At 42.5% G+C, this 22,844-nt stretch carries 18 protein-coding genes, 1 tRNA gene and 1 pseudogene; 11 read left to right on the forward strand and 9 right to left on the reverse strand.

Going from position 1 to position 22,844, the window contains the following annotated elements; all coding sequences use genetic code 11:
• Positions 1-33: 33 nt before the first annotated feature.
• Together LC653_RS01430 and dnaK are read right to left on the reverse strand one after the other, a co-directional pair.
• Positions 34-1,029, reverse strand: coding sequence for a DnaJ C-terminal domain-containing protein (locus tag LC653_RS01430; protein ID WP_229492252.1), 996 nt, complete (start codon positions 1,027-1,029; stop codon positions 34-36).
• Positions 1,030-1,208: 179 nt separating this feature from the next.
• On the reverse strand, positions 1,209-3,299 hold the full coding sequence (dnaK, locus tag LC653_RS01435) for a molecular chaperone DnaK (RefSeq protein WP_229492253.1): 2,091 nt from the start codon (positions 3,297-3,299) through the stop codon (positions 1,209-1,211).
• Between the two features lie 518 nt (positions 3,300-3,817).
• On the opposite strand from dnaK, the gene LC653_RS01440 reads away from it, so the two are divergent.
• The gene (locus LC653_RS01440) at positions 3,818-4,666 is read left to right on the forward strand and encodes a M28 family peptidase (protein WP_229492254.1); all 849 of its coding nucleotides are present in this window, start codon (positions 3,818-3,820) and stop codon (positions 4,664-4,666) included.
• A gap of 46 nt (positions 4,667-4,712) precedes the next feature.
• Here the strand turns inward: LC653_RS01440 and LC653_RS01445 are convergent, their stop codons facing one another.
• Positions 4,713-5,015 (reverse strand): type II toxin-antitoxin system RelE/ParE family toxin, encoded by a 303-nt coding sequence (locus tag LC653_RS01445; RefSeq protein WP_229492255.1) that lies wholly within the window; start codon positions 5,013-5,015, stop codon positions 4,713-4,715.
• Positions 5,012-5,242, reverse strand: a complete 231-nt coding sequence (locus LC653_RS01450) for an addiction module protein (protein WP_229453941.1) — start codon at positions 5,240-5,242, stop codon at positions 5,012-5,014. The genes LC653_RS01445 and LC653_RS01450 overlap by 4 nt, the downstream gene beginning before the upstream one ends.
• 306 nt (positions 5,243-5,548) lie before the next feature.
• Here LC653_RS01450 and LC653_RS01455 point away from each other — a divergent pair, with 306 nt between their 5' ends.
• The 3 genes from LC653_RS01455 to LC653_RS01465 all read left to right on the forward strand — a co-directional run bounded on the left by LC653_RS01455 (position 5,549) and on the right by LC653_RS01465 (position 12,192).
• Positions 5,549-7,081 carry a SagB/ThcOx family dehydrogenase gene (locus tag LC653_RS01455; RefSeq protein WP_229492326.1) on the forward strand — a complete coding sequence of 511 codons (1,533 nt, stop codon included), beginning with the start codon at positions 5,549-5,551 and terminating at the stop codon, positions 7,079-7,081.
• 660 nt (positions 7,082-7,741) lie between these two features.
• A complete protein-coding gene (locus LC653_RS01460; RefSeq protein WP_229492256.1) occupies positions 7,742-10,537 on the forward strand; it encodes a PAS domain S-box protein in 2,796 nt (931 codons plus the stop codon).
• Between the two features lie 158 nt (positions 10,538-10,695).
• On the forward strand, positions 10,696-12,192 hold the full coding sequence (locus LC653_RS01465; protein WP_229492257.1) for a hybrid sensor histidine kinase/response regulator: 1,497 nt from the start codon (positions 10,696-10,698) through the stop codon (positions 12,190-12,192).
• 219 nt (positions 12,193-12,411) lie between these two features.
• Here the strand turns inward: LC653_RS01465 and trhO are convergent, their stop codons facing one another.
• Positions 12,412-13,329, reverse strand: coding sequence for an oxygen-dependent tRNA uridine(34) hydroxylase TrhO (gene trhO / locus LC653_RS01470; RefSeq protein WP_229492327.1), 918 nt, complete (start codon positions 13,327-13,329; stop codon positions 12,412-12,414).
• Positions 13,330-13,401: 72 nt separating this feature from the next.
• Here trhO and LC653_RS01475 point away from each other — a divergent pair.
• Positions 13,402-13,474: transfer RNA gene (locus LC653_RS01475), tRNA-Ala, on the forward strand.
• Between the two features lie 324 nt (positions 13,475-13,798).
• Here the strand turns inward: LC653_RS01475 and LC653_RS01480 are convergent.
• Positions 13,799-14,203 carry a hypothetical protein gene (locus LC653_RS01480; protein ID WP_229492258.1) on the reverse strand — a complete coding sequence of 135 codons (405 nt, stop codon included), beginning with the start codon at positions 14,201-14,203 and terminating at the stop codon, positions 13,799-13,801.
• Between the two features lie 252 nt (positions 14,204-14,455).
• On the opposite strand from LC653_RS01480, the gene LC653_RS01485 reads away from it, so the two are divergent.
• The 3 genes and pseudogenes from LC653_RS01485 (at position 14,456) to LC653_RS01495 (ending at position 16,776) form a co-directional block, all read left to right on the forward strand.
• The gene (locus LC653_RS01485; RefSeq protein WP_229492259.1) at positions 14,456-14,845 is read left to right on the forward strand and encodes a DUF2127 domain-containing protein; all 390 of its coding nucleotides are present in this window, start codon (positions 14,456-14,458) and stop codon (positions 14,843-14,845) included.
• Between the two features lie 151 nt (positions 14,846-14,996).
• Positions 14,997-15,236 (forward strand): annotated as a pseudogene (locus LC653_RS01490) (DUF2127 domain-containing protein); the annotation flags it as partial.
• A 133-nt stretch (positions 15,237-15,369) separates the two neighbouring features.
• A complete protein-coding gene (locus LC653_RS01495) occupies positions 15,370-16,776 on the forward strand; it encodes a lysophospholipid acyltransferase family protein (RefSeq protein WP_229492260.1) in 1,407 nt (468 codons plus the stop codon).
• A gap of 691 nt (positions 16,777-17,467) precedes the next feature.
• On the opposite strand, the gene LC653_RS01500 is transcribed toward LC653_RS01495, so the two are convergent.
• Positions 17,468-18,457, reverse strand: coding sequence for a sulfate ABC transporter substrate-binding protein (locus LC653_RS01500; protein WP_308188990.1), 990 nt, complete (start codon positions 18,455-18,457; stop codon positions 17,468-17,470).
• Between the two features lie 652 nt (positions 18,458-19,109).
• A complete protein-coding gene (locus tag LC653_RS01505; protein WP_229492261.1) occupies positions 19,110-19,922 on the reverse strand; it encodes a hypothetical protein in 813 nt (270 codons plus the stop codon).
• A 318-nt stretch (positions 19,923-20,240) separates the two neighbouring features.
• Here LC653_RS01505 and LC653_RS01510 point away from each other — a divergent pair, with 318 nt between their 5' ends.
• From LC653_RS01510 to LC653_RS01520, 3 genes are all read left to right on the forward strand, one after another.
• Entirely contained in the window at positions 20,241-20,486 is a 246-nt protein-coding gene (locus tag LC653_RS01510; RefSeq protein ID WP_229492262.1) for a hypothetical protein, read from the forward strand.
• A gap of 275 nt (positions 20,487-20,761) precedes the next feature.
• Positions 20,762-21,034 (forward strand): hypothetical protein, encoded by a 273-nt coding sequence (locus tag LC653_RS01515; protein WP_229492263.1) that lies wholly within the window; start codon positions 20,762-20,764, stop codon positions 21,032-21,034.
• A gap of 145 nt (positions 21,035-21,179) precedes the next feature.
• On the forward strand, positions 21,180-21,554 hold the full coding sequence (locus tag LC653_RS01520) for a CHAT domain-containing protein (protein WP_229492264.1): 375 nt from the start codon (positions 21,180-21,182) through the stop codon (positions 21,552-21,554).
• 647 nt (positions 21,555-22,201) lie between these two features.
• Here the strand turns inward: LC653_RS01520 and LC653_RS46085 are convergent.
• On the reverse strand, positions 22,202-22,844 hold a 643-nt coding region (locus tag LC653_RS46085; RefSeq protein WP_372478084.1), incomplete at its 5' end, for a calcium-binding protein.

Genomic DNA, 22,844 nt, shown 5'->3' on the forward strand with positions numbered 1-22,844 from the left:
TTTTGGTCAATAGCTGGAGATGCTATCTCATGCCTAACCTAGTAAATTAGCACGGGGTTTAAAGGTTTCAATTTGCCGTAACTTTTCGTAAAGTTCCCGTTCTTCTTGACTAATATTTTTCGGTGTGACTATTTGAATTTCCACTAATTGATCGCCACGTTTGCCATCATCGCTGGGGTAGCCTTTATTCCCTAGTCGTAATTTTTGACCAGACCTAACTCCTTGAGGGATGGTCATTTTTACAGGGCCATCGAGAGTTGGTGCTTCTACCTGTCCTCCTAAAACTGCCTCAGTGGCAGTAACAGGGACTTGGCAGAGAATATTTAAACCTTCTAGCTTAAATAATGGATGAGGATTAACGGTAATTTTTAAGTATAGGTCGCCACCACCAACGCCTTGGTTCCGCAAACGGATGGTTTGACCTGTTACCATACCTGGAGGCATATTAACTTCTAGCGATCGCCCATCTTCCAAACGAATGCGTTCATTACCACCTTGATAAGCTTTTTCTAATGGGAGCGTTAATCTGGCTTCTATATCTCGACGGGTAGTGCGAGGTGGGGTGCTAACTGTGTAGGCAACTTTTGTTCTGGGCGAACGAAACGGATCGCTAGTATTGCCGTTATTGGAGTTACTTGCCCCACTCTTATTTTTGACGCCGATAACTTGATTAATAAAGCTTTCAAAATCAGAGAATTGGCTTGGATCTACGTCCTGATTGCCGTTGCGATCGCTAGCGCCACTTTGCCAGGTTTTAGCCTTTGGCGTCTGTTTGTTGCCTGCAAAGCCTTTTTGCTTCCAGTAGCGGCTAAACTGGTCGTACTGCGATCGCTTGGCTGAGTCTGAAAGGACTTCATAAGCTTCGCCAATATCCTTAAATTTTTCCTCAGATTCTTTGTTACCAGGATTAAGATCGGGGTGATATTGCCTTGCTAAACGCCGATAAACTTTTTTAATTTCCTCACCAGAGGCGTCTTTAGATACTCCTAAAATCTCGTAGTAATCGCGGAAATTCGGCAATTTTTGCATAGTTCAGTTATTTAAATTTTAGATTTTAGATTTTGGATTAATTAGGAGAGACGCGATTAATCGCGTCTGTACAAGAGTGAGGAGTAGAGACGCGATTAATCGCGTCTGTACAGGAGTTGAAAGATTTAATTTTTAACTCCTCACTCCTAACTCCTCACTTCTCACTTTTATTAGGAGTATTACAACCAATCATTGTCTTCTTCATCATCCCAGTTATCTTGGTAGCTGGGACGGGATTTGCGTGGTGGACGGCTTTGGCTTTCATAGGAGGAAGAACGACTGTCTCGACTATAGTCTCTGCCATAGTCTTTACCGTAATCTCTGCCATAGTCCTTACTGTATGAGTCGCGTTCCCGATATGTATCTCTGGGAAATTCGCGTTCTTTATCTTTATCTTTATCACCAGTAAAGATGTCACGGATTGTACCAAACAAGTCATCATCTTCATCTTCAGCATAAGTTTCCCTGACTTCCCGATTTAGCTCATAGAGAGCATCTTGCAAATCGGCGTAGGCTTGGTCAATACCGCGATCGCTATTTTCCTTAAGACTCTCTTTTAAGTCTCGGCAAATATTATCAATTCTTTGGCGGCGGTTTCGGGCAAACTGCATACCAAATTCTAGTGCTACTTCTCTAAGCTGTCGTTCTGCTTGGAAAATCAACGCCTCAGAACGAGTCCGCTTTTCTACCCGTTCTTTACGTTCGCGATCAACATCGGCGTATTTCTGAGCATCCTGAATCATTCGATTCACTTCTGACTCATTCAAGGTGGAAGCGCCTTGAATGGTGATACTCTGCTCTCGCCCAGTGGTTCTATCTAGGGCTGTTACCTGCAAAATACCGTTAGCATCAATATCAAATGACACCTGAACTTGGGGAATTCCTCGTGGTGCTGGTGGAATGCCATACAGCTTGAACCGTCCTAAAGACTTATTGTTTGCTGCCATATCCCGTTCGCCCTGGACTACGTGAATTTCCACAGTATTCTGGTTATTTTCGGACGTGGAAAAAATATCAGAACGACGGACTGGGATGGTGGTATTGCGGGGAATGAGTTTTTTCATCACGCCGCCGATGGTTTCCAATCCCATAGAAAGGGGTGTAACATCTAAAAGCAGCACATCTTTGAGTTCGCCTGCGAGAATTCCTGCTTGAATTGCTGCACCCACTCCCACTACTTCATCGGGGTTGACGTTTTCGTTGGGTTCTGTACCAATCAAGTCCCGCACTAGCTGCTTCACCATTGGCATCCGTGTAGAACCGCCAACTAACACCACTTCTTCAATGTCTCTAGGTGAGAGTCCGGCATCTTTGAGGGCGCGTTTAACCGGTGTCCGCAATCGCCCCACCAAATCACCACACAAACCTTCAAACTGGGAACGCGTTAGACGAGTTTCCAAATGTTTGGGGCCTTCCTGATCGGCAGCAATAAAAGGTAAGTTAATTTCGGTGATGCTGACAGCAGAAAGTTCAATTTTTGCCTTTTCCGCCGCTTCCATCAGACGTTGTAAAGATTGTCTCTCGCGTCTTAAATCTACCCCTTCGGCTTCCAGAAATTGCTCTGCTAGCCAATCTACTATTACTTTGTCAAAGTCGTTACCACCAAGTTGCGTATCTCCACTGGTAGCTTTAACTTCAAATATGCCATCGCCTACTTCTAAAATCGACACGTCAAAAGTGCCGCCACCCAAGTCAAATACTAAGATAGTTTCCGTGTCACCTCGATCCAATCCATAAGCCAAAGATGCAGCAGTTGGTTCATTGAGAATCCGCAGCACCTCCAAACCAGCAATTCTGCCAGCATCGCGGGTTGCTTGCCGTTGAGAATCGTTAAAATAAGCGGGTACTGTAATCACTGCCCCTGTTACCGGTTCACCCAAATAGCGACTAGCATCGTCTGCCAATTTCTTCAGCACCATTGCCGAAATTTCTTCTGGGGCGAAATCCTTATTGAGACGGGGACAGGCAACTTTAATATTGCCTACTTCGTCCTTGCGGATGGTGTAGGGTACACGCTTGGAATCTGGACTAAGTTCGGCATACTTGCGCCCAATGAAGCGTTTAACTGCAAAAAAGGTATTTTGTGGATTGAGGACGGTTTGTCGCCGTGCCATTTGCCCAACCACCCTTTCGCCTTCTTTGCTAAAGCCAACTACGGAGGGGGTTGTTCGCATTCCTTCTGCATTGGCAATCACCACCGGCTTGCCACCCTCCATAACGGCGACTACTGAGTTGGTTGTACCCAAGTCGATGCCGACTACCTTGCCCATGCGTTACTCTTCTCCTAAAGTGTCTTATATATTTATTATGATTGGGCGGAACTACCTCTAGCTTTGTGCTATTGGATGAAAACACCTCAATGGTATAATAGTCATCATTAAGGCAATAAGCTAAGAAGTGCAGCTAGAGCAGATAGTTGCAAGACTAGGATAGCATTGACGATGATTGGTGTGTCCAAGCAATCTCAATTCTTGTTATCCAGCTACTTCTATGTACTGTATCTGCAAGTTTGTAAATGCACCTTAAAAAGAGGCAAGGGGGCAGGGAGCAGGGAGCAGGGGGGATAGAACAGAATTAGGATTCGACACTTCGGCAGAGCTACGTGACCACCCTACCTGTTACGCATGATCCCGTAGGGTATGAAAACCACTTAATAGAAGTGGGGGATTAAGACCCATGTTCCCCCCTTCATTCCACGACAGCAACAAGGGGTCATTTCCCCCTGCCCCCTGCCCCCTGCCCCCTGCCCCTTCGTTGAAAATCTTAATATTGGAACTATTTTAACCATTTGAATTTAACAGAGCGATTACAAACTTCCCTGGCTGAGATTGCGCGAGAACGCGATCCTTATATGGCAACGGCTGGACATTTTTTTGTCCAAGAATACATCCGCCAGCAATTTTCCCAATGGGGGAGTGTGGAAATCCACACCTTTGAAGTCAGGGGTAAAGCTTGTAAGAACTTGATATTAAATTTACCCTCCCAAGGGAGACGACAAAAAAAGGATTTGCCACCGATTTTAATTGGCGCTCATTATGATGGCGTTCCGGGAACAGTAGCGGCTGATGATAATGCCACGGGTGTGGCGGTGTTGCTGGAATTAGCCAAAAAGTTTGCTGCCCAAGCTATAAGATATCCCTTAAGGCTAGTTGCTTTCGATATGGAAGAATACGGCTTACTGGGTAGTGCTGATTATGCAGCCCTGTTGCACGAACAAAAGCAACAGCTACGCTTAATGATTTCCCTAGAAATGCTGGGCTATACCGATTCTACGCCTGGTTCCCAAAGTTACCCCCCTCCTCTGGAACGCTTCTACCCAGACAGAGGCGATTTTATTGCTTTAATTGGCAATTTGCGAACATTGCCTGACTTAATTGGCATGAGCCGTAATATTCGCAAAGCTGGCGTATCTAGTCAATGGCTACCTGTGCCGAATCGAGGTTTAATAGTTCCCCAAACCAGACTTAGCGATCATGCACCTTTTTGGGATTTGGGTTATCCGGCAATGATGGTGACAGATACGGCATTCTTGCGAAATCCCCATTATCACAAAGCTAGTGATGCGATCGCTACTTTAGATTTAGATTTTCTTAGCGGTGTATGTGAAGGGTTGGAAATTGCGATTCGGCGGTTGTGAAAAGTTAAGATAAATTAAATAAGTTTATTTTTTGCCCTCTAAAGCATCATTCAACCTGTCGTTTCTTCCAATAATCTGGTCTGCGCTTTCCATGAGCTATGGCAACAATCCAAATAAACTCCCCAAATTCTGCGTAGAAGATGAGATAGGGAAAACACTGAAGGACGTAGCGACGCAACTCGGCAATTTTGTACGGCGCTCCTATGCTTGGGTTTTGCTGAATTTTGCCAATAGCCTGCTCCACTTCAGATAAGAAATCTAGCCCCAAGCCAGCCTTTTGCTCCTCGTAGTATGCGACTGAATTATCTAGCTCTGCTCTAGCTTCGCTGTGAATGATGATTTGCTTCACGAGTACTTTTCTCGCAGTTGAGCGAATACCTTGTCTGAAAGTTCACCATAAGCTGTTCCACTACTAATTTCTTCCATCCTTCTCGTTAACTCAACATCCCAAGCAAATTCTGCGTTATTGTCAACATCTTGATCTAAAGAGTGGATCAAAAAGTAAGCAAGCTCTGCACGCTCTTGCATAGATAGCTGAGATAGTTCAAGCCTAAGTTTCTGTACTGTCTCGGTCATAGTCTGCGATCCTCTTGCGATTAATCAGCATAGAGTTAGTGTTGAATGTGACAGATTAAGGTCATCGGTTTGCCATGAATCGAAGCGCCACATAATCTTCAATATAAAGGTTTATAGTTTAATACGCTTGGTGTTAGCGCCTACCTCCCCAATTCCCCATTCCCCACTCCCCACTCCCCATTCCCCATTCCAGTTGTTACCAATCACCACTTCGTGACTATAAGGATTGTACGAATTGACACGAAACAATGAGGCTAATGAATGCCAAGATCAAAAAAAGGATGCCCCAAGGATATTAAAAGTACTATGCCAGAATTACATCAATCAATTGCCCAGCATTACCACGAACGGACTAAATACAACCCTGAGACTCTCGCCTCCAAAAGTCAGCAGTTAGACTGGGCTAAACAGCCAGTGCCTTTCAAAGAGTACAAAATTGGCTCTACTTTTGATCTCAAACCCTATATCCAAGAAAAAACAGAGGGATTTGCTAATAACCCAGATGCTCAATGGTGGCAAAGACTTTCACGGCTGCTGTTTCGCAGCTATGGATTGACGGCGAGAATGCCTTCTATGGGTAGCGCGGTGTATTTACGTGCTGCTCCGAGTGCAGGCGGATTATATCCTGCTGAGGTGTATGTGGTTTCTCGTGGTACGGCGTTATTGCCACCCGGTCTATATAACTACCAGTGTCGGACTCATTCTCTGATGCATTATTGGGAAAGTGATGTTTGGCAAAATCTCCAAGCAGCTTGTTTTTGGCATCCTTCCCTAGAAAATACCCAACTAGCAATTATTGTGACTGCGGTTTTCTATCGCTCTGCGTGGCGCTATGAAGATCGGGCTTATCGGCGGATTTTTCTAGATACGGGACATCTGTTGGGCAATATCGAGTTAGCTGGTGCAATTACTGACTTTCGCCCCCATTTAATCGGCGGTTTTGTGGATGAATCGGTAAACGATCTGCTTTATATCGATCCGCAACAAGAAGGTGCGATCGCTGTCTTACCTCTGGCAGACTTGTTAGATATCAATCAAAATTTGCCAGTGGGATGTACTGCTTTACCTTCCACCACCGAAACCAGTTATCCCAAAATCCCCGATGGTGAATTGCTGACATATTTCCATCGACACACCCAGATCCAATCAGGTGTAACTGGCAATTTCAATCTACCAACTATTAAACAAGAAAAATCTTTGGAGGATAAATATAACTTTCCTTTCTGTTTGAAAATTCCCACTAACACCGTACCTATAGACTGGGGACAAAAGCTGTCAGAATTGGAAATTACTATGTATAAGCGACGCTCTACCCGCGCTTATAATGGTGATGATTTAAGCCTCGATGAGTTGAAAAGTTTACTCGATTTTGCTTACCAACCACAAAATTACATCGACCAAAGTTTAGATATTTCTCCAGATTACTTTGATTTGAATTTAATAGAAACATTTATTGCTGTTTGCGGAGTCAAAGGATTGGAGGCAGGTTGTTATTATTACGCACCCAAAGCCCAAGAATTACGCCAAATTCGCTTTAAAAACTTTCGGCGAGAGTTACATTTTCTCTGTTTGGGGCAAGAATTAGGGCGGGATGCAGCAGCAGTGTTGTTTCATACAGCCGATTTGAAAGCTGCAATCGCACAATATGGCGATCGCGTTTACCGTTACTTACATCTGGATGCCGGCCATTTAGGACAACGCTTGAATTTAGCAGCAATACACCTGAATGTAGGCGTTAGTGGTATCGGTGGTTTCTTTGATGACCAAGTAAATGAAGTTTTGGGTATCCCTGCTGATGAAGCTGTTCTATATATCACTACTTTGGGACGCCCAAGATAAAAATAATCCTAGAGACGCACAGAATGCAGAGAGTTTTTTTCTGTATTCTTTGCGTCTATGTACAAGTTATCTTTACTTAGTGTAAACTATCAAACATAAGTAAGTCGGTGGAAAAAACAGAACTATGTTACGAAAAGTAAATACACCTGAAACCCTTACCAATGACAAAGGACAAATGACAAATGACAAATGACAGCCTTCACCAGTTAGCTTTATTTGCGCCGATTTACTTACTTTACACTGCTAGATTCCTATGAAGATTGAACCAACATATACCTCTGTGGGAAGTCTTTTTGAGTAAAGACCCTTATTTTTCATGCCTAAGTATCAAAGAGCGTAGATGTTGCTCTTAAGGTTTTTTATCGAGAAATTATCAGATATTATATCATGTTCGCTTGATTACTTATTAAACCCGAAGAACCCCACCCCGCCAAAGCTATGCTTCGTCTCCCCTCCCCGCAAGCAAGCGGGGAGGGGATTAAGGGGTGGGGTGCAATGACTGTGGAAATCATAACTAATTATGCGAACATGATATTACACATTGAAATTGCAAATTTAATACATCACAAAATTCACATACTTTACATAAAATCAATTATATTTTTAGATTTAAGCAAATTAAATCTGGTAATATAAAATATTTTTTTCACACAACCACTAATGCTATTTCCAGAGAATGAAAGTCAACGGCGAGAAGTACTTAATCAGTATGAAATTTTAGATACGCCACCAGAAGAAATTTTTGATGAACTAGCTCAACTAGCTGCTAACCTCTGTGAAACACCAATTGCTCTTATTAGCCTAGTTGATGCAGAACGGGAATGGTTCAAGTCGAAAATTGGAGTAACTATATCAGAAATCCCTCGAAGTATTTCCTTTGGAGGTTATACCATCTTGCAAAGTGAAATATTAATTATTTGCGACACTTTGCAAGATGAACGGTTTGCTATAAATCCTCTTGTAACATCAAATCATTATTTCCGCTTTTATGCAGGTGTTCCCCTAATTACCTCCAGTGGCTTTGCATTAGGTAGTCTTTGTGTAATTGATTTTGCACCGCGAAATTTGACTGTTAAAGAGCAAGTAGCCTTACAACAGTTAGCTAGACAAGTAATTAGGTATTTAGAGTTACATCGACAAAAACTTATTGATGATAGCCAAAGGAGTTTTAATCTTCTTTTCTCTAAAAATCCTAATCCCATGTGGGTATATAACCAGAATAATCTGCAATTTTTAGATGTAAATGAAGCTGCTGTTGTCCACTATGGTTACTCACGAGAAGAGTTTTTGCAAATGCGAATAACTGACATTCGCCTTTCAGAAGATGTGCCTACATTCATAGAATATTTAAGAGAAAATCACTCTAACTTACATTTTGCTGGACAATGGCAACATCGGCGAAAATGCGGAGAGATTATTGACGTTGAAATTTTCACACATAAAATAGACTATGCCAGTTACAACGCTCGGTTGGTTAATATACGAGACATAACAGAACACAAACGAATAGCAAGAACCCTTGATGAAAGTGAAGCTAGATTTAGAATTATTTTTGAAGCCATTCCTATTCCATTAATTATTTCGCGTGTGTCTGACGGTTTGATATTATATGCTAATCCAGAGTTAATTAAAACTTTTCGATTTTCACCAAAGGATTTAACTAATCGAGAAGTCTTAGATTTGTACCATAAATCAGCCGATTTTGAGTTACTGTTAGAAGCCCTGAATCAACATGGCTTTATTCATAACTATGAACTTAAATTAAAAAGAGCAGATGGAACTTATTTTTGGGCGATCGCTTCACTGCAATATTTAAATTTTAATAATGAAGCAGCAATTTTAACAGTGTTTTATGATATTACAAAACGCAAAACTTTAGAAACAAAACTTCAAGAGCAAAATAACTTTTTGCAGAGAGTCTTTGAAAGTATACCGTTGATGATTGCACTTTTTGATACCAATAGCAAACTTCAATGGGTAAACCAAGAATGGGAAAGTGTTTTAGGCTGGAAATTTCAAGACTTCCAAGCTGGCAATGTCCTAGAAGCGCTATATCCTAATCCTGAATATCGACAAGATGTGATTAATTTTATTGAGTCTGCACAACGCAATTGGAGTGACTTTAAAACTCAGATGCAGAATGGTCATTTACTCGACACATCTTGGACTAATGTTAAACTTTCAAATGGTCAAATTATCGGTATTGGGCAAGACATCACAGAACGTAAGCTAACTGAACTGGCTCTAAAAGCCCAAGCCGAGCGGGAGCAATTGATGCGAACCGTTGCTCAACGGATTCGTCAATCTTTGAATCTTCAAGATATTCTGAATGCAACAGTTCAAGAAGTGCGAGATTTACTTAGGGTTGATCGAGTGATAGTTTATCAGTTTGATCCAGAGGTGATCGGCGCAATTGTGGCGGAATCGGTGGAACCTGGATGGACTGTTTCTTTGAACGTCCAGATTCATGATACATGTTTTCAAGCAGGCGCAGGAGTGGAGTATTATCAGGGACGTAAACGAGCGATCGCTAATATTTATGAAGCGGGATTAGCTGATTGCCATATTCGTCTATTAGAACAGTTTGAAGTCAAAGCAAATTTAGTTGTGCCGATTTTACTAGAAGTAAGCTCTCAAAACCCTGGTTCTCACCTTTGGGGTTTACTGATTGCTCACCAATGCTCTGGTTTTCGGGAGTGGGAAGAAAATCAATTAGATTTGCTCGATCAACTGACAGTCCAATTAGCGATCGCCATTCAACAATCGAGCATCCTTGAGCAAGCTCAAACTGAACTTGTTCAAAGACAAAACGCTCAAGTAAAGTTAAAAAATGCCTTAGCTGAAAAAGAAGTTCTATTAAAGGAAGTTCATCATCGAGTTAAAAATAATTTGCAAATTGTCTCCAGTTTATTACAACTCCAGTCTCAAACACTCAAAGATCCAGAAGCCATCAAAGCTCTTCGAGAAAGTCAGAACCGGATTGAGTCAATATCTCTAATTCATAAAAATTTATATACTTCCGCTAACATTGGACAAATTGATGTTGGTGACTATATCGATAATTTGGCAGCAAGCTTGCTAATTTCTTACCAAATATGGCCTGGTAAAATTGGTCTAGAAACTGATATAGATTCAGTGAGTTTGAATGTTGACCAAGCTATTGCTTGTGGACTAGTTATTAACGAATTAATCTCCAATGCCCTCAAACACGCTTTTCCCAACCAAGAAACAGGCACAATCAGTATTGCTTTACGTAATGTTGGTAATAATATCGAGATGACTATCCGAGACAATGGGATTGGTTTACCAGAGAATTTAGATTGGACAACTACTGATTCTTTAGGTCTTTCGTTAGTATATGACTTGGTTACAGAACAACTCGAAGGCAACATTACTCTAGAACGCAATCATGGAACGGCATTCAAAATTCAATTCACGCAGTTAAATAATTCGTAATTCGTAATTCGTAATGACGCTCGCGGACTCGCTAACGCAACGCTTTCGTAAATTTTGTTTTGTAATGGGGATTTAACCCCAACACAAAACTTGCTTTTTTATTGAACCGGGGGACTTAAACCCACGGAACTAGTTAACTTTGCATTCGTAAATATCAAATGGGTCAAGCTAGGATTTTAGTCGTTGAAGATGAAGTGATTGTGGCTAGAACTATTGCCAGCCAACTCAGGCAACTAGGATACATTGTTACGGGTACAGCTTCATCTGGAAAAGTTGCCATTGCCAAGGCATGGGAAACTCAACCAGAACTAGTATTAATGGATATTATCCTTAAAGGTGAGATGGACGGTATTACTACTGCCAGTCTTATTCGTGAGCAGTTAGACGTTCCTGTAATTTTTTTAACCGCTTATGGTGACGATCATACTTTAGAAAGAGCAAAAATTACCCAACCTTTCGGATATATCGTTAAACCCTTTACTATAAAAGATTTAAGAATAGCGATCGAAATTGGGCTTCTAAAACACCAATTAGAGCGTGAACTACGAGAGAATCGAGATCAGTTAGCAACCCTTTTAAACTCAATGAGTGATGCTGTAATCGCTACAGATGAAGCCGGAATAGTAACATTCATGAATCCCGCAGCTGAGGCGCTGACTGGCTGGCAGCAAAAAGATGCTTTAGGAAATGAGGCGACGAAGATTTTTCATATTGTCGATGAACTTACAGGGACTACATTAGAAAACCCAGTAACAAAAGTGCTGCGGGATCAACAGGTTGTTTATTTAGGGGAATTCACATCTCTGATTACAAGAGACGGAAAAAGAGTTCCAATTGGTGATAGTGCTTCACCACTAAAGCGACGGCTTGACCAGATAAATGGTGTAGTAATTGTTTTCTGGGATCTTAGCGAACGACGCCAAACAAAATTGCTAGAGCAAGCATTGGAGAAAGAGCAAGAACTTAATCGTCTCAAGTCCTTATTTATCTCTACCGTATCTCATGAGTTCCGTAATCCCCTGACTGTTATTCAAACAGCAGTAGAACTCATAGAAATGCAAGGAGCAAAATTGACAGATGCGAAAAGAGCCATCTATTTAAAGCGAATTCAAGGTGCTGTGCAATCTCTAGAAAAACTGATGGAAGAAGTGTTGTTTATGGGCCGCGCAGAAGCAGAAAAACTCGTATACAACCCTGCACGACTTAACTTAGAACAATTTTGTCGAGAGTTAATTGAAGATTTTTCTATTGTTGAAAGTAGTGTGTGTGAAATTGTTTTTAATTGTCATAGCGATCGCACCGACGCTGTAATGGATGAAGGACTCTTGCATTACCTGTTTGGAAATCTCCTCTCTAACGCGGTTAAATATTCTCCAAAAGGTGGCAAGATTCAGTTTGATTTAATCTGCGACCCGATTAAGAAAGTAGCAATTTTTTATATTCAAGATCAAGGTATAGGCATTCCCGAACCAGACCAAGCTCGACTTTTTGAGTCATTCTACCGAGCCTCAAATGTCCAATCGATTCAGGGTACTGGATTGGGGTTAGTCATCGTTAAAAGGTGCGTTGATGCTCACAGAGGTCAAATCAGCGTCACAAGTCAAATTGAAATCGGTACTACATTTACAGTAATATTGCCCTTAAATAATTCGTAATTCGTAATTCGTAATTCGTAATTCGTAATTCGTAATTCGGTTTTGCATTAGCGAACGCGAGTGCGTCTCGTAGAGAGCGTCTGGGGATTTGAACCGCACCCACCGCAAAACATACTGCCCTTCTTAGGCAGGGAAATTCAACCCGCAAACTTTGTTAAATTCCGAATTATCCTTGAGTGAAGAATCATGAATGATGGCATTTAACACTCGCTTTTGTGATTAACTTACATCCCGATTTTTGGAATTAAGAACTTGGGTTTGGTAGTGCCGCCATTTTTGCTGCTGACGCGCTCTTTTCTCCTCGGTGAGGCTATCAAAACAATAGGGACAGGAGATACCTTGTTCATACTTTGGAGACACCTTATCTGACTCAGTAATCGCATATCCACAACAGAAGCATCGCTCGCAACTTCCTTCCTCCAACCCATGACTGACAGCTACGCGCTCGTCAAAGACAAAACATTCCCCTTGCCATAAACTTTCCTGGGTTGGAACTTCCTCTAAATACTTGAGAATGCCGCCCTTGAGATGATAAACTTCTGCAAAGCCTTGGGCAAGCATGAAGGATGAGGCTTTTTCACAGCGAATGCCGCCTGTACAAAACAGAGCAACCTTTTTGTGTTTAGTTGGGTCGAGGTGGCGTAGCACATAATCGGGGAATTCCCGGAATGAGCCAGTTTGCGGATTTTCTGCTCCTTGGAAAGTACCGATATTCACCTCATAATCATTGCGGGTGTCAATCACGGTTACTTCTGGATCGCAAATCAAATCATTCCATTCTTGGGGACTGACATAAGTGCCAACTTGTTCATTTGGGTCAATTTCAGGCAATCCCAAAGTAACAATTTCTGGCTTCAACCGCACCTTCATCCGCTCAAAGGGCGGGCTTTCGGTATAGGACTCTTTGTATTCTAGGTCTGCTAGACGAGGGTCAGTACGCACAAACCAAAGAACAGAATCAATCGCCTGACGCGAACCCGCAATTGTACCGTTAATGCCTTCTTGTGCCAGCAAAATTGTCCCCTTCACACCTTGCGTTTGGCAGTAAGACAGCAGAGGCTCTCGTTTCTCGGCAAAATCTGGCAGCTTGACAAATTTATACAGTGCTGCAACAACTTGGATATTTTCTGGCTTCATCCCTTTGGTAATGGAACAATATAAGTTACAATTAACTTCGACAATCAAACTTACCTACTATTTTAACTTTATGGGGGTTTAGCTCAGTTGGTAGAGCGCCTGCTTTGCAAGCAGGATGTCAGCGGTTCGAGTCCGCTAACCTCCATTGGATATTAACTCCTGTCCGTGGGTTTAAGTCCCCCGGTTCTATAAAAAAGCAAGTTTTGTGTTGGGGTTAAATCCCCATTACAAAACTTAATTACGAATTACGTTAGCGCAGCGTTAGCGAGTCATCGAGCGTCATTACGAATTACGAATTATTTAATTATCTTAATTTGCGATCGCTGCGGTTTTTGCTAGCCTACGCACATACAAGTCAATCAAAAGCCCATTCCTTCATAGGGAATGGGCTTATATTTCCTTGGTAGGCAAGGGATTAGGGGAGAGGGAAGTTGGTATTGCATTTAATTGCCCCTATCCAAAGCCCTACTTAGGTAGAGAAATCTCTAGATAATGAAGTTAACTGTGACCTGACAGCATTTAGATAATTTTGATCGTTCAAAATTTGCGGCGGTAATTTGTTAGCACTGATAGCAGCCTTAACTAAATCTTCCGCAACAATATTTCTGTTCTGGCGTTCAGAGATCAGAGTTCCCCCATTGGGAATGCCTTGCTCCTCTAAACCACCTTGGTAAGCAAGAGAAACGAGATTGAAGGGTTGGAGATAACTAGTAGTCGTGGAATTACTGCTTAATGTGTTAGAGTTGATAGCTATGTTTGTTTGCCGAGCATCAGCATAGTTGTTATTTGTAGGTGGTTCAGCCTTAGCAATGCCAGATGTAAGCGCAAAAGCACTAATAATAACTACAGAATTAATCAAAGTTGCAAGTTTCACAGGGTTACTCTTGATTATGTAAGGTTTAATCGCTTTATTTCTAGTAACAGTGTCTCCTCTGTTATAAACCTTAACCTCCTACACTTAGGTCACCCGATGGGGTGAATTGTTTCTCATCCATTCGAGTGAAGCTATGAAGCTATCAGGAATAGTGTAGTAATAAACATTTAGTTTACTTGTTGGGAAAAGTGGAAATAAGCTGATATGCGTCTAAATTATTCTTTATAATCGTTGACGGTTGACGGTTGACGGTTGACGGTTATCGGTCATCAGTCAACGGTCAACAGTCATCAGGTAAATGTACAAGTTAAATGCGTAACAGCTTATGGGGCGATTAAATACTGCTACAATACGCGTCTAGGTTGGCATCATCCAGAGCCAGTTAATCAAAATTTGGGTTCTATCTACTTAGGAGGTTGTTTGCAAAAGCGTCCTTTGGGGTTAGTGGCAATTGTTCTCTACAAATCATTTGCCGCATTGCTGCTTATGCTTACTTCTATCGCTTTATTATTGACATTAAAAAATTATCAAACTCTAGAGGTGTTTTCAGAAAATTATGTTTTGGAAGGTAAATCGATAATTATTGATTGGCTTTTAAAAAAAGTTCTCAATTTAAATCCCCGAACCTTAGAGGTTGTTTGAAAAGTATTTCACTGTGACTTTAAACACTTTCAGATCCCCCCTAGCCCCCCTTAAAAAGGGGGGAACCGGAATTAAAGCCCCCCAATTTATCGGGGGGTTGGGGGGATCGATAACGTTTTGCTACCGACGAAAGGACTTTTAAAACATCCTCTTAGCATTTAGCGGTATTGGAACAGGGATATATGCTATTGTTACTAGTATTGAAGCCGTTGGTTTATGGTACGAAAAGCGTTGGGCACATGTTTTGGTGTTGGCACTTGTCGGTATCAGTATTCCACCAGAGATTTATGAATTAATTCGGGGTATTTCTCCTCTAAAAATATTGATTTTTTTGTTAAATTTAGCAGTGTTTGGCTATTTATTCCGAAATTTTCCTAAACATCAAAACTAACTTTTATTCGATACTTAGGGTCTATGGATGGAGAAGTAAAACTGAACGATGTTTAACAACAACAGGCTGCGGGTTAACGCAAAACCAAGACTCCACGTTGTACAATCGCTAGAAATACAATCTGGAGAGCGACTTGCCTAGATCGATTCAGTCTACTCAACCACCACTAAAATTTATTCCTCAACGGTTGAACCTGCTGGTACTCCAGATTGTTCGGTGGTTACTGCCGATCGCACTACGGTTCCGCACTCGTCCTTGGCTAACGGCTGGTATTGTCCGTGTTGAAGCCAAGAATGTTGAGGTATTAGCTGAACTTTATCAACAATTCCAGGCTGGAAAAATTCGCTTTTTGCTGGCATTTCGCCACCCAGAGGTGGAAGATCCCCTGTGTATGCTGTATTTGCTTTCCCGCATTGTGCCACAGGTTGCTCGTCAGGAAGGTATTACACTGCAATCCCTTGTTCACAGCTATTTTCTTTACGATCGGGGTATGACGGTTTGGGCTGGAAAGTGGCTAGGTTGGTTGTTTTCTCGGATAGGGGGTGTGCCGGTTCATCGCGGTAGACGACTAGATCGGCAAGCTATTCAAACAGCACGGGAGTTGTTTGCTAATGGCGAACTACCGATCGCAGTAGCACCTGAAGGCGGTACTAATGGTCATAGTGGTATTGTTAGCCCCTTGGAACCTGGTGTTGCTCAAATGGGGTTCTGGTGTGTAGAAGACTTGCAAAAAGCCAATCGGACTGAGACTGTAATTATTGTACCGATCGCCATCCAATATCGCTACGTTGAGCCACCTTGGTCTAAACTAGATTGGCTGTTGAGTAAGTTAGAAGCTGATAGTGGTTTGAAAGTTTTGGAAATTGAGCAGGGGGAAGGCGAAGAGATTTACTATCAACGCCTCTGGAGGTTGGCTGAATATCTGATTACCGAGATGGAAGAATTTTATCGTCGCTTCTATCATCAAGACATCCCAAAAACCATCTCAACTGATGAATCTGCTAGTCCGAATCAGGTATTAATTGCTCGACTTCATCGGTTACTGGATAAGGCTTTACAAGTTGCCGAACAATATTTTGGAGTTCAAGCACAGGGAAATTCCATTGATCGCTGTCGCCGCTTGGAAGAGGCTGGCTGGAATTACATATATCGGGAAGATTTGCCAGATATCAATGCTTTACCACCCTTTAAACGCGGTTTGGCAGACTGGATTGCCCAAGAAGCAGACTTGCGGATGCGGCACATGCGGATAGTGGAAAGTTTTGTTGCAGTTACAGCTACTTATATTCAGGAACAACCGACGGCGGAACGGTTTGCGGAAACAGCTTTGCTTGTATTCGATATGCTTTCTAGAATTCAGGATACAACACTTCCAGGGCGACCTCGCTTAGGTTTGCGAGAGACACAAATCACCGTAGGGGAGCCAATTTCAGTAACCGAACGCTGGAAAAATTGTCAGGGCGATCGCCTGGCGGCTAGACAAGGTGTGAGCGATTTGACGAAAGATTTGCAAATCGCTTTAGAGAAGATGATTAGTTGAAGAAGAATTCAGAAGTCAGAATTCAGAAGTCAGAATTCAGGAGTCAGAATTCAGAAGTCAGAAGTCAGAATTCAGGAGTCAGAATTCAGAAGTCAGAAGTCAGGAGTCAGAATCAAGACGCTGCGCGTAGCTTGCTTCCCCGCAGGGGTACGCAGACTCGCTCATAGCGTTGCTATGCCGAAAGCGTTGCCTCCCGAACGCGAGTGCGTCTTCAGGGTGGTTTCATACAACCACAGAAAAACTAAAACTGGGTTTCAAAGCCTCTCTCCGCTTCGGGGAGAGGAATGGAAGTGGGGTAAAAAGCTATGTCACAAAACGAGAAATCAAGACTTATGTATTTTTCTTTTTTCGTATGAAACCACCCTGCCCGAACGCGAGTGCGTCTTTGACAGGAGAAGGAGAAGAGAAGGCTTTACGCTGCGCTATCCAATACGCTTGGGTTAAGGCTAAAAAATAAAACTGGTGTAGGTTGGGGAGCCAGTGCGTTGGGCGGCTCTGCCGACTTGAAGCAACTGGCGTTTGAGGAACGAAACCCAACATTATCAAGGCTTTGTTGGGTAACACTAAAGTTCAACCCAACCTACGATTCTTCTTAACCCAAGCGTATTGCTGCGCTATCTGCTTTTTCGGTCAGAATACCCAACTGAATTCTGACGACTGACGCCTCTATTCTGTTGCTATAACAAAAATTCTAAGACTTCTTAGCTCGAATTTTGTCAAAAATTGCACCTTCATCAAAGAATTTCTTCTGAATCTCGTCCCAGCCTCCTAAATCTTGAGCTTTGAAGATAGTTTTAATTTTGGGAAAATTGGCTTCCGTTTCTTTGGCGATCGTTAAGTCAACGGGACGAAATCCCAATTTGCTAAACTCTCGTTGCGAGTCTGGGGTGTAAAGAAATTGGATAAACGCTTCGGCAATCGGGCGAGTACCATGTTTATCGACATTTTTATCTACAATAGCAACAGGATTATCGATAGAAATATTTACATCAGGCACAACAAATGGGAATTTTTCACCATTTTGTGCCGATAAAATCATCTCATTTTCATAGTTGAGCAGAACATCACCTTGACCATCTTTGAAGAACAGTTCGCTGGCATTGCGAGCAGTTTTGGGCAACAAAGGTGCATTATTATAAACTTTGGTGATAAAGTCTATTGCTTGATTTTCATTTCCGCCGGTTTTTGTCACAGAACCCCACAGACTAAGGAAGTTCCAGCGAGCGCCGCCAGAGGTTCTGGGGTCAGGCATCATTACATTTACGCCATCTCGTGCCAAATCTGCCCAAGTTTTGATATTTTTGGGATTACCTTCACGGATAGCGATCGCCTCTAGAGATTTGGTAACAATTGCATCATTAGGCGCTTCTTTTTCCCATCCCGGTTGAATAAAACCTGCCTCAACAAGTTTATTAATATCAAGGGCAAGTGACAGGTGTACCACATCAGCTTCTTTACCGTCAATCACGGCAAGAGTTTGGGAACCTGAGCCATCATAGCTTTGATTAAAAGTGACGTTTTGGTTATGTTCTTTCTTCCACTGTTCGATAAATTTGGGAATGATCTGCTGGTATGCTGCATTGGTAACCGAGTAGGAAACAAACGTTAAGGTTACATTACTCTGGGAAGTTGCGCCAGCATTACCAGTATTATCGATATTACGTGGAGAGCAGGCAGCCATCACGATACTCAAGCTAAGTCCGACCAAGAATAGAGACGCAACACCCCACGAAGAATACTTGTACAACCAATACGGTTCGGATAAGATCCCCCCGCCTGTGGCGACCCCCTTAAAAAGGGGGTAAAAGAGGAAATTAGCCCCCCTTTTTAAGGGGAGCCAGCGCGGTCTTCTCCCAAGGGGAGACGCCAAGGGCGATAGCGCAGCGTTAGCGAGTCTGCGAGCGTCTGGGGTCTCCCCAAGTGGAGCGACTGGCGTGGGTTGGGGGGATCTTCGCAGGATAAACAAGCTAACCGAACCGTATTGCTTGTACAACCATCGGATTAGTTGTATGCGCCACTGTCTGGCAGTGTGTAAAGCTTTAACAATATAAGTCTGAACTAATTCAGTCAAATATCTCCTTGATTTAGGAGTACGTTGCCCCTGGTTCATCAAATTTTCCCCTAATCTGCGATAACTTGAGCAAGATGCTGTAGTTAAGGGGCATTATAAAACAATGGTTAAAAATAAATAACTTTCTAGTAACCTAAATTTAAACAAGTTATTCAATATATAGCAGTCCTAAATCATTTGTAAAAATAAATTAACCGCAGAGGCGCAGAGAGCGCAGAGAGAGGAATCAGAGATTTTCACGACTCCTGCAAGGATTGCTATATCAAGGAGAACTAGTTTTGGAAGCTTCTGGACTGCGAATGATGATATGTCCCTTCTCACTTTCTTGAATAGCCAACACTGACGGTAGCTGATCAAGTTTTGCCTGAGGGGGCAATGCTCGAAACAAATAAATCCAGCCGCCACGTTCTAGGAGTAAGCGCCAGACTCTCGGCTGTTGTGGATTGCTGATATCATTATCTTCTCTGCCTCGCAAGTCGTCGAATAGACCCCGATGCCTCCGGCGGGCTACGCCAACGCCAATAATCCGGTAGCCTTTCAAAGATGGATCGGCAAAGATATCATCAAGTTTGCGTCCCACAGCAAACTTTTCTTCCGGTGTAATTAACGCTACAACGGGCAAGGTAGAGTTTTTACCAGCGTCTCGTTGTGCATCTGCAATACCTTGCCAACGAGCTAACCAAAATATCACAATTAATACCCAGGATACTATTACTATCTCATTGACTAGCGATCGCAGAAAATCAACTGAGCGCAGTTGCCCAGAACTAAATTCAGCCAGAGATTTAAGCTGTTTCGCTGTCCATGAGCTTTTGCGTTGGGTAGCAGAGATGATGCGACTCAGTAGTAATTGGCTTGCAGAGACTACCGTATCACTGATGATTTTAATTAACCATAATGTTGCCTGAATTGTGTAGCTTGCCGCCGTAGGCATCGCAGCTATAAAAAAGGCGATCGCAGTTTTGCATATTGCCCAGCCATCTCCGAGAAATATTTGCAGGGGAACTATTAAAAAAGACTGTGCAGTAAATCGAGGGTATTGACTTCTAGTTGAAAAAAGTAGAAATATGACCAACGGTAAATCCAGCCTGCAAAGAAAAGCGCCGCACCCAGCAAGCCCAGTACACTCGTGAATTTACCTAATATATTGCTTTCTTGGTTAGGGGTCTGGGTCATAGGGGAGATGAGGGATATAAGGGAAACAAATATACTGTGACCTCACTTCCATTCCTCTCTCCTAAAAGGAGAGAGGCTTTGAATCTTACTCCCCTTCCCTTGCTCTTAAGGGGCTGGGGGTTAGGTCTATATTGCACTCAACTGCAAACCGTTACAGGTAAATAATCAGTTGATTTTAGTGATTTTATGGAAATTTGGTATAGGCTTTTGAAGTTTAATGAGAAAGTTAAATATAGTCAAATATACCGTTAAAGCTATGAAAGCTTTTTTCCAGGGATGGGTTGTGGCAATCTTAGTAATAGCAGCAGCGATCGCAGGAAACATCCAAGCTGTAATGAGCCAAAATGTCAAGACGGGAAATTCTTTGTTTGCACAGACACAAATCAAAGCAGATGAATTAGAACTTGCAGTAGCCTTACCAGAGTTAGCAGAGGTCTTCTTTAAAAAGGGTGAGTCAAAATAATTCGTAATTTATAATTCGTAATTCGTAATTATTACCCCACGACTGAAGTCGGGGGCCTAATTGAGGAATAAATTTATTTGTCTCCATAAACTTTAGTTAGGGGCTTGTACCTTTAATTACGAATTACGAATTACGAATTAGTAATTATTTGGTCAAGCAGTGGTCGAGTAATAGGAATTGATGCCCAAGGGCAAGCACTATCAATTCAGCGTAATGACAAAACTACCAAAATTCCCCTGAGCCAAATTGCAAGAGTAGTTTTCAAGGAAGAGGCATTGGCTTACAGAAGTAATAGAAGTCCAATTATCCGGGGTGGGGGAGAACGTCCTACAGGCAAGCCAGTAACTTGGAGTGGTATACCCATAAATAATTTTACTGTAAAAAATTCTACTCAAGGTCAAGCGGTGGTGAAACTGAAACCACCTGTAGTTTCCACAGCACAGTTGCGGGGTATTCAATCAGTGGCTAGAAATCGGCAATATGTGGTAGATGAAATCCAGTTCAATTCGCAACAACGAACGGTCACTATTCTGGCAAAACCTTATTGAGCGTCAAAAGAGGCAGGGGAGCAGGGGGCGCTTTGCTGGGGGAGAGACTGAGACGGAGCTTGTACTCGCGGCTTGCGTCCAAGCGTCCTTTATGACGGGGCTTCATACCCATGTTCCGATGCAGCTCCACTTCTAGGAGAAGGGCTTGCTCCCCCCGCTAGAAAGATTACTATTTGCTGATAAACCCTTAGACATTGCCAATGCTGCTCTTTTAGGGCTACAAGGCACACAACTAATTACTCTCAGCGCCTGTCAAACTGCTGTAGATACTAATTTTAATAGTGCAGGAATTGCAGGTGTTGCTTATATATTTGAGCGGGCTGGTGCTAAAGCTGTAATGGCAAGTTTGTGGGCGGTTGATGATGAAGCAACTCAGCTATTGATGGTTGATTTTTATCAAAATATCAAGCAGGGTATGACGAAAGGGCAAGCTTTGCAAAAAGCTAAGTTGAAGCTAATTGCAGATTATCCCCATCCTTTTTATTGGTCGCCATTTGTGCTAATTGGCGATGCTCGTTAAAGTAATTCGTAATTCGTAATATCAAGTCCGGGTAATTAGTTAGAACTAGCCCTTTCAAGGTGACTCCTAAAATCTGTTTTTTTCTCTCTGTGTTCTCTGTGCCTCTGCGGTTTAAAAGTAATTTATTTAACCACAGAGTCGCAGAGAACACAGAGTAAAGAGATTAAAGAGAAATTTTCTGACCAAAATTTTTACCCACCTTGAAAGGGCTATTAGTTAGAACTTACGCATTGACAAGAAATACCAAATATGAAACAAGGTTAAAAACCAATAAGCCTGGGTTAAGGCTAAAAACTAAAACTGGCGTAGGTTGGGTTGAGGAAGGAAACCCAACATTATCAAGGCTTTGTTGGGTAACGCTTAGGCTCAACCCAACCTACTATTCTTCTTAACCCAAGCGTATTGGATTAAAAATCCCTAATTAGCAATGCTGATGATTGCGGTTATTGGGATCTAGCTGCAAGCTTGCAGACATGTTTAGATTCTGTGTGATATCATGTCCGTTCAAATAACCGTCATTGCGACCGTTCGCGCAGCGTCTCCTTTAGGAGAAGGGAAGCAATCCTAAAAACGCAAGTGAATTGCGTCGTTTCACTTCGTTCCACTCGCAATGACATATTTTGGGTGATTTGCCGGACATCATATGATTACCCGACGATCTCAAAGTTCGTAGCTGCCAATACTGGCGCTGCTGTGAATGGATCGTTATCGTTATCAATGTTGGCAAACAGCCCACCTGTCCCAAAGCCTGGTGATCTCAAGTTTGGGTTGAAGAACAAATTGCCAGTTCCAAGACTGTAAGTAATGAGTCCAGAGCTACTTGCAGCTGCTGCATCATTAGCTACTATCTGAATATCGGACAGATTATTGAGTCCGAGGAAAGTTGTCTGATCCAGGACAATTCTGTCAGAAGCGCGGCTGAAGTCAGTAATTTGATCTACGCCAAGAGCTGCATCATCATACTGAGCGCCTGAGCTGAACACGAAGCGATCGCTACCACCACCCCCTGTCAGGAGATCATTACCATCGCCACCTCTTAAGATGTCATTACCAGCATCACCATAGAGGCTGTCATTGCCAGCGCCACCAATTAGGGTGTCACTACCGTTACCACCAAAGCCGCTTAACGGTGTAGATGTGCCACTACCATCAAGCAAGTCATTTCCAGCATCGCCTGTAAAGCTGACTGCAATGAGGCTAGTTTGGGCCAAGTCGTTAACATCGAAGATGTCATCGCCTCCGCCACCATTGACTTCAAAGCTCTCTGCGGTGTCTACAGTCAGGGTGAAG

This window comes from Nostoc mirabile CHAB5784 (assembly GCF_020829645.1).
Taxonomy (GTDB): domain Bacteria; phylum Cyanobacteriota; class Cyanobacteriia; order Cyanobacteriales; family Nostocaceae; genus Nostoc; species Nostoc mirabile.